Genomic DNA, 14,573 nt, shown 5'->3' on the forward strand with positions numbered 1-14,573 from the left:
GTCCAGCCAGGTAGCAGCATGGACAAAAGCAAGAAACAAAAAAGAATGCTCTATAAACTGGCAGTTTACCACCCAAGATTCACGAGTTAAATTGAAACGTCTCTATCCGACAATCGATGATTGACGGGTCACTAGTAAAAAAATAAACTTTCCGAAAGCTACTGAAGAATTTTTATGAGAAGCTTTCGTAAAGTAGCTATTCTAATCCCTCTGCACCTCTTCCACTTCGTTATACCATTTCATTTTTTCACCGATCAAATTTCGCAAACTCCAGGAAATAGTTTTTCTTTTATTTTGGATCGCATCGATGATCGTGTTTATTCTTTCATCCACTATTTTGGCATCATCTTCTTCCAGATAGCTTGCAGAAAAATCCAGAACTTTATCCAGATTGATCGTAGCAGTTTTCCACCAGCCCCAGTTTTTGGCGCAGATCTTTGCCAGATGTTCGATATTGATGGAATCTTTTTGAGGTTGGTGTGAAATAGGAAATTTGCGGATCAGCAGCATAACATCGACCAGATCTTTTTTGTTGATTTCCACGATCTGCAATTTTTCCAGCAGAAGATCGATCAGGCTGATGGTTGGATAATCCAGTTCCAATCGCTTTTTAAAATTGATGGGATGGCAGAAACGTAGTTTATCGATAAAAATATCGGAATGAATATCTTCTTTGGGGTGATAAAAAATGCGGCGCTTATCACCAAATAACCGAAGTACGTTTTGATTTTCCGTCCAACCCAGACTGAAAAACATATCTTGAACTCGTGTGATGTGTTTGCTGTAGGTAACGAAATCCACATCGGTAAGATAGCGCTGATTTTGGTATTGGATATGCTTGTATTCCGGCGCTTTGATGCGGAAGGCGATCGAACCGATCACACGCATTGTCACATTAAATTCAACCGCTTTTTCCATCAATTCATCTAAAATCGTCATGAATTTTTCTTCCTGTTTCTGCAGGATTTCTTCAGTTAAATCTGCACCTTCGGGAACAAATGGAATTGCCATTATCCCTCCACTTTCCAATAATTATTGATCGTTTTATCTTCAATCTCGATGATGTATCCGCGTAGAATTCCTTCGCCGTATTCCGAGCCGGGGTTTACAACCGGAGTGTTGCCAATTTTATCGTGACCGTAAGATTCATGAATATGACCATGCAAGCCGATCAGCGGCTGATACTTTTCAATTGCTTTATAAACGGATTTGCTTCCCACATGCACGAAATTTACCTGACCGGCAACGGTTACCGGTTTTTTATTGGCATCCAGTTCCGGTGCCAGATCGAGCATTGTTCCATGTGGTGGTGGATGAAAATTGAAGATCGATTTGGCAGGATCTTCCAGTTTCTTTACCAGTTTCTTAATCCTTTTAGCCAGAGCTTTTTCTTTTTCTTCTCGTGGTGTATCCCAGGGCGTGGGATTTACATAATCGAGGCTGATCATGGGAATTCCCAACACGTTCACCACATCATCCAAACACCAGATAATACCTTTATCGGTGTAGGATCGGATGACATCATCGATTTCCCAGTCATCATCATTTCCGGGCATCACGATCACATCAACTTTGCTGATATCGATTTTTTGCAGGAGAAGCTCGATCCACTGCGCCATGCGATCTTTTATCATCTGCATCATCAGTTTTTCTACTTGTGCAGGATCATTTTGCAGTTCTTTTACTCTGTCTTCATCGCAGCGCAAAGTATAAGCTCCGGCATCTTGGATACGTTTCTCCATTTCATCGGTTTCTTTGTCGGTTTTCAATTTCCAGTTTTTTCCGAAATAGAAAGCATTCCGAAAACCTTTTTTTTTGTTTTCTATGATTGGAACCAGAGATTTTCCGGTCAGATCTCCGCATAAAAGCAAAGCATCCACATCATACATATCAGGAACTTTAAGCCATTTTCGCCAAACGCTGTTGGCTCCGTGCACGTCTACAGAAAAGAATAATTTCTTCAAGTTATCTCCTTTTTATTCAGGTGGTATTTGAGAATAAATTTTGCTGGTATCGATTCCTTCTTTTTTGTTTTTATTCTGCTGAATCAGATAGACAATCAATCCTGCCAGCATTACTCCGATGAGAGTCAGCATAATCGGAATATTGAAATTTTCCATGGAAAGATAGAGGAAGAACCAGCCGGCTACAAACGTAAAACCGCCCAGAATTGTCATTACAGGAATTCCAAAAATTTCCCATTTCACCGGTGATCTGTCGTAAATTTCCGGTTTATGATAGGGAAGCAGCATCGCACTCAAACCAAAACACCAGAAAATAAAGAAAGAAGTGAAAAGTAAGATCGATAGAATTATTTTTACGGAAAGCATCATGATGAGCACTCCCAAAATGCAGAAGAATGCGTTTAAATGAACTGCATTCGTGGGAGATCCTGTTCTTCGGTTTACATTGGAAAGTGCTTTGGGAAAGGATTTATCCATCGCCAGCGCAAATGCCAGACGCGAATTTGCCAGAAATCCCGGTAAGATGGAATTGGCAAACCAGAGCGCAATTGTGATGGCAACAATCAATCCAAACCAGACGTTTCTGGCAATTGCCATAAAATAGAAGGGAACGGAAGGCTGCACCAAACTTCCCATCAGTGCTTTCAAGGTTTCGGGATGATTGTCATACAGGAAATCATAACAACCGATAAATTTACCGAAAGCACTGTAAACAGCCCAGACGATGATCATATAAAAAAGACCAACAAAAACGGTTCCGATCATAAATCCTCGAACCATGCTGGTTTTTGGTGTTTTAATCTCCCCACCGGCATAATTGATGATCGTGATACTCTGATACGCCCAGATCACCACGATAAGAGCGCTGATCGTTTTTCCAAATGAAAAGGCCTGCTGCTGCCAGCCCAGAGCTTCCGCTTTGGCAATTATATTTTGAAAAACTCCGGCTCCCCAGGTGTTGTTGAACATCGTAGCTACGTTTTCCATTCCACCGGAAGAGAAGAACCAGATAATCGAAATGATCGTTCCAATAAGCGGAATAAAAAAAGCAATCCGCATGATATTCTTTACTTTACGAATACCTGTGTAAGCAATATACCAGAATAAAATTACCCAGATAAATCCACCGATCGTTTGCCAGGTGGTGGTCTGCATCGCAGCTCCCAGATTTGCCAGCCAGTTAATTCCGCTGCTCAGAGCTGCCGTGGAAAAAGCCGAACCCATCAAACCAACCACCAGATAACCTAAAACACCACTGGAAATTCCATAACCGATAAAAAGCAGCCAAGCACTGATGAACCCCATGGTCGGTCCCAACACTCTGCTAACGCCAATGTATAATCCGCCGGAACGTGGCATCGTGGCAGAATTTATCGCTACCAATAAAGTTATCGGCAAAAAGATTATCAAACCAAATAAGAATGCTAACGGCAGGTTTGCACCGGGAAAATCGGCAGCAGTGGAAACAGAATAGAACATTACTCCTGATGCTGCCGGACCGGCAACAACAAAAATGAATACATCCAGCCAGGATAGTTCGCGAACCAATCCTGAAGCACGTCTGTTAAAAATTACTCCTTCGGGCATAATGACTCCTTTTTTCTATTATTTTCTTCGGCAATTTTCGTTTTCGATTTGGTTACAAATTTGATTTTATTTATTAAATTTTCACAGATTGTTTCGGGATTGGATACAGTGATTTCTGATTTGGTGGAAAACAACTTAATCTTTTCATAAATCATAACATACATGATTTTGCTTCTTTCAAAAAAGGGGTGTCAAGAGAATTTTCCAGAAACAAAAAAAGTTGCCAGTAAAATAAAAAAAAGGGGATCGAAATTCGATCCCCAGTACTTTATAATAATTTTAATGATTAACTTTTAAAAATCTTCTCCATCGATTTGATAGAACCCAGCATTGCAGAAGCTTCGTAGGGAACAACAACTGTTTTATCCTGATTCTGTACAATTTCATTAAATGCTTTTATATATTTTACAGCTAAAAGATATTGCGCCGGATCAGTGCCGGTTTTTTCCACTGCTTCCGCTACTTTCAGGATGGCTCTACCTTCGGCCTCCGCTACCAGATATTTGGCTTTGGCTTCACCTTCGGCACGGGCAATCTGAGCTTCTTTTTCGCCTTCGGCTACCAGAATATTCGATCGTTTTTCTCCTTCGGCTACCAGGATTTTGGCGCGTCTGTCACGTTCGGCACGCATCTGTTTCTCCATCGCCATTTTGATTTCCTGGGGCGGATTGATATCCTGCAATTCTACCCGATTTACTTTTACACCCCATTTATCGGTGGCTTCATCCAGAATATCGCGCAGTTTGCTGTTAATCGTATCGCGGGAAGTTAGAGTTTTATCCAGATCCAATTCACCGATCACGTTACGCAAAGTAGTTTGTGTGAGCTTTTCAATTGCCTGCGGCAGGTTGGCAATTTCATAAACTGCTTTTTTGGGATCGGTAACCTGAAAATAGAGCAGTGCATCAATTTCGATGGAAACATTATCGGCTGTGATCACATTTTGCCGCGGGAAATCATAAACTGTTTCCCGCAGATCTATACGGTATTCGTTTTTTATCTGGATTATTCTGTTTCCCTTAAAATCGGTTTTGGTATAACGCCAGCTGATTTGTCTTGTTTTATCAAAAATCGGCCAGATAATATGCAGTCCGCTATCCAGAGTTGTCTTGTATCTTCCCAGTCTTTCGATAATTATAACTTCTGCCTGTTTTACGATCACCAAGCCTTTGGAAAGAAGTATGATTACAAATAAAGCGATTATTAAGTATAAAAATGTCATTTTTCCTCCACTACTTATCTATTTGTTCCGGAACTACGATCAGCTTATTACCATCAATTTTTTTGATAAAAATTTTTTTGTTTTTTTCGATTTTAATTCCATCTTTAGAAACAGCTGACCATTCTTCTCCACCAATTTTTACATATCCTCTTCCGTCTGCAGGAATTGTTTTTACGACTGTTCCGATCTTTCCTTTGAGCGCATCAACATTGGTAGGTTCATCAGGACCTTCCAAAAATTTCTTACTCCATTTCCTGGTAGAAATAAAAATAATGAAAGTAACAACTGCAAAAATCAGGATTTGCAAAGGAAAATTAGTTACGATCTTAGATAACAAACCGGTAACGATAGCTCCGGCACCAATACTCATGAAAAGAAAACCAGGCGTGAAAATTTCGATGATTATACAGATGACGCCAATTGCAATCCAAACGATCAAAGGGTTCATTTAAACCTCCTGAATTTGATCTGATTATTTTTCTTTGGAAACTTCTTCTCTACGTTTACCATCCTTGTCTTTATAAATTCTTTTTACTTTTCTTCCATAAGAACTTTTATAATCACCGTATTTATATGTCGAAGAACTGCCACTTCCTCGACTGGTGCGAATTCCCATGGCAGACATCAAATTTGTTATTGCAACTGTAAGAAGATACAACAACACAAAACATAATATCAGGAATAGCATTGTTAAAATAGTTACATAAACAAATTTCCAGATTACTTTTTTTGGTGAAACAGAGCTGGCAGTTTGATTGATAGAAGAAATATATAGAATATCATGATCGACTAATCTTTCCTGCATTGCCACAAAACTATTTAAACTATCTATTTTGGATTGTGCTCTCTCCAAATCTGCTTGAAATTTTGCTAGGCTGAGAGGAGAACTGGTTTTATTAATAAGATCCTGCAATCTGTTTTTTGTAATTTTATAATTTTCCAGATTTTCTTTCACATTTGTATCAACACCCACACCTGTTGATGATTTTATATGTTCCGATTCCAATCCTGGAAGTTGTCGTAGTTTTTTTATCTCATTTTCAATCTTCTGATTTGGAACTTCCAGAATAAAAAGCTGATAATTCTTTTTAGAATCAGAATATTTTGTTGTTACCCCATCCATAAATGTAAGTTCATTGATCAGGTTTCTAATTTGAGTATCATCTTTACTACGGAATTGCATCGTTATTTTTCTTTGATTTTTGGCATTTTCAAAAAGTTTATCTGCTTCTTTTGTATCTACAGTTGTCTGTTTCGGCAAAAAAATTCTCGTAATATGTGAGCTTTTGTAACCTACATAAATCGAAACTAAAAAGATAAATAATACAATAATAAGTTTTGTTTCTTTCCTTAAATGAATTTTCATTCTATTCTCCTTAACCCTTTTTTAATAATTCATCGGCATGCTGCAAAGCAAGTTCGCTTTCCGAGCCAGACAGCATCCTGGCTATTTCCGTTCTTCTTTGTTTTTCCGTCAACCTATAAACTTCAACTTCAGAAGTTTTTTTACCGCTGATCTTTCGAATAGCAAAATGACGATCTGCATAAGCAGCAATTTGCGGTAGATGAGAAATACATAAAACTTGATGGAATTTTCCGATATTATGAATGAATTCCGCCAGTAATTCCGAGGTTTTTCCACCGATACCGGAATCGATCTCATCAAAAATTATGGTGCGGCTATCCAGTTTATTGGAAAGTACTTTCTTAATCGTCAGTAAAAAACGGGAAAGTTCACCGCCAGATGCTGCAATTCTGAGCGGCTGCCTTTTGATTCCCTTGTTCGCACTGAAATAATAATCCACTTCATCTTTGCCGTTATAATTTAAGCCTGTCAAGATTTCATTATCTTCTAATTTAGCTGTTAGATCTTGGAATTTTATCTCGATACTGGCATCGGGAATTGCCAATTTCTTTATATTTTCAATCAGTTCTTCTTCAAATCTTTTGGCAGTTTTTTTCCTTTTTCGGGAAAGCTCTTCAGCTTCTTTCAGGATAGCTATTTTATCAGATTCAATTTCTTTTTTCAACTGAAATATACGATCCTTACCAGAAGAAAAACTGGCTATTTCATTTTCCATATACTGTTGAAACTGCAAAATTTCCGGAATCGATTTTTTATATTTACTCATCAGTGAATTTACAGCATCCAATCGACTTTGAACTTCCTGTAAACGTGAATTGTCCAGGTCGATCAGATTTTGCACATCCTGAATATTACGTACAGCATCATCCAGATTTGCCAGGCTTTCATGTAAGTTTGAAATAGCTTCTCCGATCAAATTATTATCATCTTTAAAAGCTTGAAATTTTGATAAATAAGAACTGATAACATCATGAACTGAGTTCTCATTTTCATAAAATACCTGCTCCATATCGGATGCCAGATTCAAAATTGTTTCAGCATTGGAAAGCAAATTCAATTCCGACTGCAGCGTTTCTTCTTCATCTTCTTTCAGCTGTAGAGACTTTATTTCCTGAACCTGATACTCGTAGAGCTTGATGCGATCGGTCAATTCAGCTTCCTGTTTTTCCAGCTTTTTCAGTTCTTTTATTTTATTTTCCAGATTTCGGAATTTTTCCTCAAAATTTCTTCGATCATCTTCCAGATTGCCGAAATTATCCAAAACCTGCAGTTGATATTCCTGGTCGAACAGCTTCTGCTGATCGCGCTGACTATGAAAATCCAGCAGTACATTGCGGAATTCTGAGATAATATTCTGTGAAACTCTTCTACCGTTTATAAATCCTTTACTGCGGAAATTCGTGCCGATCTCTTTGCTAATAAAAACTTCACCTTCCGAAGTATCGATCTCGTATTTTTTCAGCAAATTCAAAAATTCCCGGTTGAAATCATCCAGATCGAAAGCAATCTCCAACATTGCCGGTTTACTTTCATCAAACAACATGCCCGGCTTTAGCGATCCACCCAGAATCAAATCGATCGCTCCCACAATGATCGATTTTCCGGCTCCCGTTTCGCCGCTGAGGACCTGCAATCCTTTACCGAATTCCAATTCAGTTTTTTTTACAATTATAAAATTTTCAATACGCAGACTTCTGATCATTTTCTACCCATTTCGATACACAGTTTTTTTCTTCATTTCCTACCCATGTGCAGCTTTTTACGTAAAATTTGATAAAAAGTTTTATTGGAAAGTTTGATCACTTCTACCTTTCTGGATGCAGACGTGATATGAATTTCATCGTTCTTCCTCAGGTTAATTATGTTTCTGCCATCTAATTGTAAAACACCTTCGGTATGACTTTCCAGAACTTCAAATTCCAACTTATCGTTGGCAGAAAAAACCATGGGGCGAACACTGAGATTATGCGGATTTAAAGGTGCCATAATGATCGCATCCATAACTGGAGAAAGCAGCGGACCGCCTGCAGAAAGCGAATATGCAGTAGATCCGGTTGGAGTGGAAATAATAATTCCGTCGCAGCGCGTATCCAACACGAATCGTTTATTGCTGGAAATTTTGATATTGGTAAGTCGGGGAGTTTCACCCTTATAAATTACTGCATCATTCAAAGCAAGATCGGAAAATATGTTTTTGCCATCTCTTTTTAGAACAACTTTCAGCAGCATACGTTTTTGAATTTTATATTTGTTGTTTTTCAAGTGATTTATCGATTTTTCCAACTCCCGCAGACTGCTGTCCGAAAGAAAACCAAGTTTTCCCACATTAATTCCCAGAAGAGGTGAATCATACTTCAAGGAAAAATGCATTGCTCGCAGGAATGTACCATCTCCCCCAAAAGAAAGAATGCCATCTAAATTGGCCGAATCTTTGACAATGTGAATGAAATCAGGCATGAATTTTTTTTGTTCTTCCATGCAGAAAAAATTTACTTTTTTGGTTTTATTCAGTCTTTCCAATAGTTCAAAAATATTCTTGGGATCTTTGTAAAATGGATTTAAAAATACTCCAAAATGATTCATCATTTTCCTCATAAAGATTCAATTATTCGAAGATAAGATTGATAACGTTCCACAGGAAATTCCTCATTTTCAACTGCTTTCTTTACAGCACAGCCGATTTCGTGATTGTGGCTGCAATCGGCAAATTTACAAGCGTTGAATAGCACATCTATTCCCGGAAATATCCGGTAAATTTTCTCTTTATCTTCTCGATGTAAACCAAAGGTTTTGATGCCGGGAGTGTCAACCAAATAACCGCCAAAATCCCATTCAATAAGTTTGGAAGAAGTAGTTGTATGTACTCCTTTGCTGGTATAATCACTCACTTCCGAAACTTTCAGATTCAACCTTGGCTGCAAAAAATTTATCAATGACGATTTTCCCACACCGGAATGACCGGAAAAAACTGATTCTTTATTTTGCAGGATATTTTTCAGTTTATCCATTCCTTTACCGGTTTGGATAGAAGTAAATATCACTTTGATGTCATTTTCTCGATAAAATTTTAACCTGCTTTTCAATTCATCGACATCTTTTTCCAGATCGATCTTATTTACACAAATTATCGTTTTGATATTTGCAATTCTTCCGGCACAAATATAGCGGTCTATCAAGCCCAGATTCAGATCGGGTTCTTTGGCAGAAGCTGTAATTATAACTTGATCTACATTTGCTGCCAGGATTACTTCTTTTTGAAAGTTTTCTTCCGAATAACGGGAAAGACTGTTTTTGCGAGGTAAAATTTCTTCGATGCGGGGTTTTTCAGAAAAGTCCACATTCACATAATCACCAACAGCAACCAAAGTTCGCGTATCATAATTGAGCTGTTTCAATCTGCCGCCCAGAATGCATTCGATATTTTCTCCGGCAAAATTTACCTGACAGGTATTGTTGCTTTTCACTTCCAGCACGCGTCCTTTTTTTAGTTCAAGATTGGATTTCTGGCTGGTTTCACCTTTTTCCAATAATTTTTTGGAAGCTCGTTTATCTTCTAAAACTTCATCTTCTTCAAACGCTTCCAGATCATCGATGTTGATGTTTTGAAATCGCATATCTTGTCGTTTGAATTTCTTTTTATCTTTCTTTTTCATGATCTTGTTAGCAGTACATTTAAAGCTGAATCTATTTTTTTGGTATCAACTTTGGTATTTATGCAGGGTCCTTCCGGCCGCTGGTTCAAAACTCCAAAAATCGGAATGGGAAAAACTTCGCGCATTCCATCCACCAAGTCGCGGTCACAGGCTACTGCGATGATGAATTTTGGTTTATTTTCGATAATGATCTTCCTGGCTAAACTACCACCGGTAGCTATTGCAGCTTTTATTTTGTGTTTATATATAATTTCGCAGAGATCTTTTATATCACATTTTCCGCACTTTTCACATTTATGTATGTCGTACGTCAGTCGAATTAAACAATCAGAATTCTGCAAACAGTGGGGAAGAAGCAACAAAATATCCGAAGGTTTCAGTTTTTTCTTCAGAGATCGAATGAACGAATTATTCACGTGAACATATGATTCCCGAATCTTTTCTTTGGAAATTCCCAAGATGGAAGCTACAAAAATGGTGACAGGGTAGAGAATTTTAATATAAGCTAAAATTGCGATTTTAGCAACAAGCAGATTCCTTCCCGTATAACTGGTTAGCATCACCAGAACGTTTCCCAGGAGCAGGATAAAAAAGAAAATTCGCAGAGCTGTAAGTGAAACAGCAGCCAGAACTTCATTTATTTCATGAAGTCGTGGAGAAACAAACCACCACAAGATAGTGGTGATCAGCATCATCAAAATCAGTGTAAAAGTGGAAAGCCCCAGAAAAAGCCGCTTTCCTTTGGTATCGAAATCAAAATCCGTTCTCGAATTTTTCTCCATTTTTTATACGCGCTCCCAAACTAAAAGCATGTGCAGTCATAATCTTTTTTCCAGCCGGTTGCAGTCGTTTTACCAGAATATCTTTATCGGCTGTACTCACTTTTATTCCTACATTTTTGATCATATCTAAAATCGAACCTGGATCTTCTTTTGAATTTTCATTCAGAATTTCTACTTCAATTATTTTAACCCGATTACTGCGAAAACCTGCTACAGCTCCTGGAATTTCTGCCAGACCTCGAACCTTATTTAAGATTTTTTTCGCTGTTTTATCCCAATCCAGCCAGAAATCTTCTTTAACTAATTTATGACTGAAAGTTGCTTTTTCATGATCTTGCGGAATTGGTTCTATTTCATTTTTTTCTAATTTTTCCAGAACTTCCAGCACATCATTTGCACCATATTTGGAAAGCTTTTTGTAAAGCGAAGTATAACAATCTTCGGCTCTTATTTCTAATTTTTTCTGCAAATAAACAGGACCGGCATCCATTTTTGCCACAATCTTAAAAATCGTATTTCCTGTGATTTCGTCACCCTGGAAAAGAGCGAAGTTGATCGGTGCTGATCCGCGATATTTAGGTAAAAGTGAAGGATGAAGATTCAGGCATCCAAAGATGGGAAGTTGGCGAATCTTCCGTTTTAAATAACCTCCGTAAGCTGCTGTGATAATAACATCCGGTTTGAGTTCCTGCATTTTTTGGATAGTATCTTCACTATTCACATCTTCAGGTTGAATAATTTCAATTCCCAATTCCTGCGCTTTTATTTTTACTTCCGTCGGTTGCAGTTTCCGTTTACGTCCCTTGGGTTTATCCGGCTGCGTAATGCATAAAACCGGTCTGAATCTGGTATTTGCCAGCAATTCCAAAGAGGGAACTGCAAACTGCGGTGTTCCCATGAAAACTACGTTTTTTATCTGCATAAATCATTAACCTTGTGAATGGTCACAAATCTTCTCAATGGTTTTATTAGCAACCATTCGCAAGGTTCTAAACCATTGCGAAGGTTTTCACAATTCTTTGTGTGTATGATGCATTTGCTTGCCAATATTCACACCGTTTTTACTTGTTGTGCTTGCCAGATCCTTAAGTTTTTTCTTGATCATTATTTTCTTCAGTTTATTTATTTTATCCACGAAAAGAACACCGTCCAGGTGATCGAATTCATGCTGAAGAGCACGGGCAAAAAGTCCTTCTGCTTCATAACTGACCATTTCACCGTCAGGATTCAATCCACGAATCCTAACCTTGGCAGCGCGAGTAACTTTTTCGTAAATATCGGGAAGGCTGAGGCAGCCTTCTTCTGCTTCTGCTACGCCTTCAAATTCAGTGAATTCAGGATTGATGAAAATAACCGGATCTTTTTTGCCGCCTTCTTTGAACCAGAAAGCATCGACCACAAAAATTCGTTTAGACACTCCAACTTGCGGAGCTGCCAGACCCACACCGTCTGTTTCATACATTGTATAAGTTAAATCTTCCAGAAATTCCTTAACTTCCGGAGTCATCTTATCAATAGGCTCCGCTTTTTGACGCAAAATTTTATCGCCATAAATTCTGATCGGCAAAATTTCAGGTTCATTGTTTTTCATTCTAAGACCTTCAAATCATTTGCAAAGGGAGTATTATTTCTTCTCTACCTTTTTCTTTTCTTCAGGGCTGATGAGACCAACAATTGCACTTTTCTGGAATTCAATTTTTGTGTTGGTTGTTTCATCCACTCGCAAAACAACAATATTTTTCTCTTTTTTGATGTTAGTGATCTTTCCTACAATTCCGCCATTCGTAATAACAACATCGTTGATCTGCAGATTTTCCAGCATCGCCTGCAATTCTTTTTGACGCTTTCTCTGCGGACGGATAATGAGCAGATACAAAATTCCGAACATGAGAATAAATGGAAAAAACTGTGCCAGCATATTCGGCTGTCCTGTTGGTGCTGTTGCTTCTAATAAACTATAAAACATAATTACTCCTTATTTTTTTTTTATTTAACTATCAAAATAAATCTGATTGCCAGATTGCTATAAATTCCAGCCATCAGATCGTCTGCCAGCACTCCCCAGCCTCTGGGAAGTTTCTGCAGCATATTTACCGGTTCCGGTTTGAAAATATCAAATATCCGGAACAGGATAAAACTCAATATCAACATGAAAAAAGTTTTGGGCAGGAAAGCAACTGCAATCATATATCCCAAAAATTCATCGATCACGATTTTTCCGCTGTCGTGTCCCAGTTTTTCTTCAGCTTTGGAAATAAAAAAAACTGAAATCAAACTGAAAACTAAAACACTAATTAAAAAGATCAAATTTGCTGGGAATTCTACCAGCCAACTTATCGGCAGCAACCAGTAAATACAAGCTGCCACAACTGTTCCCGCCGTTCCTGGAGCCTTGGGAAAATACCCTACACCAAACAATGTAGAAATAAAAATTGCAAGATTCACTGTTGTCCCCTTTCGTAAGGGCGAAACAAAGGGGGTTTACAATTTAAAAATCTCAAATCGTTATTCTCAAATCTTAAATCTAAAATAATGAAACCCCTCTACGACTGCGTCGTTTTCTCCCCTTTCAAAGAGGATTTTTTAATTTTCCATCAAAATTTCTACATAGCTGTTTTGAACCAGTTCATTCGTCCAGTTTTTATAGAGTTCCATTTCTTTTTGAGTAGTAACCAGATTTCTCAATTGATCGTAAACTTCCTGGTATTCGTAAGGTCTTTCGGGAATTTCTCTCAGTTTGGCAAAAATGTAGAGATTTGTATCTTCCCGAATCAAATCTGTATGTTTGCCAACTTCTATTTCAGCTAAATATTCTTTGAAAAGTTCGGGATAATTATCTTTGGCAAATTCTCCGATCACTCCGCCTTTTACTGCTGTGGAATCATCTTGAGAATAAGTTTTAGCTAATTCAGTAAAATCTTCACCGTCTTTCAGTTTCTGCAGAACATTCTGCATCAGAGTAATAGTTGCCTGAATATCTTCTTCGGTAGCTTCCACTTTTTTCAGGATATGTCGCACTCTGATTTCATCATCTTTCTTATCTTCCAGTTTTATGATATGATAGCCAAATTGTGTTTCCACAACTTCGCTGATTTCACCTGGCATCAAAGCAAAAGCAGCATCTTCAAACGGTTTCACCATAGCACCGCGGCCAAAATAACCCAGATCTCCGCCATTTGGAGCCGAACCGCAATCGCTGCATTCTTTGGCAACTTCGGCAAAATCTTCTCCGTCTATCAGACGTTCACGAGTTTTGTTTATTTCCAGGAGAGCTTTGTTTTTGGTTTCTTTGCTGGGTTCTATTGTACGCATAATCATGCCGACTTCAACCATTTCCGGTCTGGGTGGAATATCTGCTTTGTTCTCTTCGTAATATTCTTTTATCTCCACGTCTGTTATATGGATCTTATTTTTTATTTCGCTGTTGATTATCTGATCTTTCAGTCGTTGTTCTGTAAGCATATCGATATAATAATCTTTTAATTCCAGAACTGTAAGATTTGCCTTTTTAAGCTCCTGTTTAAATTCAAATTCACTTTTGAATTGAGAAGAAACCTGCTTTATCTGTTCTTCAGCCATAGCTTTGATCTCTTCTTTATCCACTTCATATTCTTCTTTTTTGGCCTGCTGAACGATCAATTTAGATTCGATCATATCGTTCAGAACATCAAATTTTGTAACTTCTTCATTCAGCATTCCAGCGGCTTCCAACTGCTGCATCCGCTTTAATAGATCGCTTTCCAGAATGATTTCTCTGCCAACTTTGGCGACAATTCTATCCAGAACTTCTGCCTGAAGAAAAATTGCCACAATTAGAATTCCGGTAATTAATAATATTTTTTTCATCTTGTCTCCTGAATTTATTTTATAATGAAATCGTGATCTCCGATTTTATTTTCAAGTCTTCGATCAGATTATCAAATGCTTCCTGTTTTTTCATTTCTATCAGTGTGGAACGGATTTCATCTTCCACTTCCACAAATGTTTTTTCTGTTTTTA

General features: G+C 38.0%; 15 protein-coding genes. All 15 read right to left on the reverse strand.

Going from position 1 to position 14,573, the window contains the following annotated elements; translation table 11 throughout:
* Positions 1-201: 201 nt before the first annotated feature.
* The 15 genes from K9N40_10945 to K9N40_11015 all read right to left on the reverse strand — a co-directional run bounded on the left by K9N40_10945 (position 202) and on the right by K9N40_11015 (position 14,420).
* Complete coding sequence (locus tag K9N40_10945) at positions 202-1,011, reverse strand: hypothetical protein (protein ID MCF7814983.1); 810 nt, start codon at positions 1,009-1,011, stop codon at positions 202-204.
* The gene (locus tag K9N40_10950) at positions 1,011-1,964 is read right to left on the reverse strand and encodes a phosphoesterase (GenBank protein MCF7814984.1); all 954 of its coding nucleotides are present in this window, start codon (positions 1,962-1,964) and stop codon (positions 1,011-1,013) included. Before K9N40_10950 ends, K9N40_10945 begins: the two co-directional genes overlap by 1 nt.
* 12 nt (positions 1,965-1,976) lie before the next feature.
* Entirely contained in the window at positions 1,977-3,551 is a 1,575-nt protein-coding gene (locus tag K9N40_10955; GenBank protein MCF7814985.1) for an APC family permease, read from the reverse strand.
* Between the two features lie 286 nt (positions 3,552-3,837).
* A complete protein-coding gene (locus K9N40_10960; GenBank protein MCF7814986.1) occupies positions 3,838-4,773 on the reverse strand; it encodes an SPFH/Band 7/PHB domain protein in 936 nt (311 codons plus the stop codon).
* Positions 4,774-4,783: 10 nt separating this feature from the next.
* The gene (locus K9N40_10965) at positions 4,784-5,221 is read right to left on the reverse strand and encodes an NfeD family protein (GenBank protein ID MCF7814987.1); all 438 of its coding nucleotides are present in this window, start codon (positions 5,219-5,221) and stop codon (positions 4,784-4,786) included.
* A 24-nt stretch (positions 5,222-5,245) separates the two neighbouring features.
* Positions 5,246-6,139: a DUF4349 domain-containing protein gene (locus tag K9N40_10970; protein ID MCF7814988.1), complete on the reverse strand. Its 894-nt coding sequence runs from the start codon at positions 6,137-6,139 to the stop codon at positions 5,246-5,248.
* A gap of 10 nt (positions 6,140-6,149) precedes the next feature.
* The gene (recN, locus tag K9N40_10975) at positions 6,150-7,841 is read right to left on the reverse strand and encodes a DNA repair protein RecN (protein ID MCF7814989.1); all 1,692 of its coding nucleotides are present in this window, start codon (positions 7,839-7,841) and stop codon (positions 6,150-6,152) included.
* 32 nt (positions 7,842-7,873) lie between these two features.
* Positions 7,874-8,722 (reverse strand): NAD(+)/NADH kinase, encoded by an 849-nt coding sequence (locus K9N40_10980; protein MCF7814990.1) that lies wholly within the window; start codon positions 8,720-8,722, stop codon positions 7,874-7,876.
* Positions 8,723-8,730: 8 nt separating this feature from the next.
* Positions 8,731-9,792 carry a ribosome small subunit-dependent GTPase A gene (gene rsgA, locus K9N40_10985; protein MCF7814991.1) on the reverse strand — a complete coding sequence of 354 codons (1,062 nt, stop codon included), beginning with the start codon at positions 9,790-9,792 and terminating at the stop codon, positions 8,731-8,733.
* Positions 9,789-10,574: a DUF116 domain-containing protein gene (locus tag K9N40_10990; GenBank protein MCF7814992.1), complete on the reverse strand. Its 786-nt coding sequence runs from the start codon at positions 10,572-10,574 to the stop codon at positions 9,789-9,791. The genes rsgA and K9N40_10990 overlap by 4 nt, the downstream gene beginning before the upstream one ends.
* Entirely contained in the window at positions 10,546-11,496 is a 951-nt protein-coding gene (fmt, locus tag K9N40_10995) for a methionyl-tRNA formyltransferase (protein ID MCF7814993.1), read from the reverse strand. The genes K9N40_10990 and fmt overlap by 29 nt, the downstream gene beginning before the upstream one ends.
* Positions 11,497-11,583: 87 nt before the next feature.
* Positions 11,584-12,165, reverse strand: coding sequence for a peptide deformylase (def, locus tag K9N40_11000; protein MCF7814994.1), 582 nt, complete (start codon positions 12,163-12,165; stop codon positions 11,584-11,586).
* 33 nt (positions 12,166-12,198) lie between these two features.
* On the reverse strand, positions 12,199-12,540 hold the full coding sequence (gene yajC, locus K9N40_11005; GenBank protein ID MCF7814995.1) for a preprotein translocase subunit YajC: 342 nt from the start codon (positions 12,538-12,540) through the stop codon (positions 12,199-12,201).
* Positions 12,541-12,560: 20 nt separating this feature from the next.
* Positions 12,561-13,019, reverse strand: coding sequence for a phosphatidylglycerophosphatase A (locus K9N40_11010; protein ID MCF7814996.1), 459 nt, complete (start codon positions 13,017-13,019; stop codon positions 12,561-12,563).
* Between the two features lie 138 nt (positions 13,020-13,157).
* The gene (locus K9N40_11015; GenBank protein MCF7814997.1) at positions 13,158-14,420 is read right to left on the reverse strand and encodes a peptidylprolyl isomerase; all 1,263 of its coding nucleotides are present in this window, start codon (positions 14,418-14,420) and stop codon (positions 13,158-13,160) included.
* Positions 14,421-14,573 lie beyond the last annotated feature (153 nt).

The organism is Candidatus Cloacimonadota bacterium (genome assembly GCA_021734245.1).
GTDB lineage: Bacteria > Cloacimonadota > Cloacimonadia > Cloacimonadales > TCS61 > B137-G9.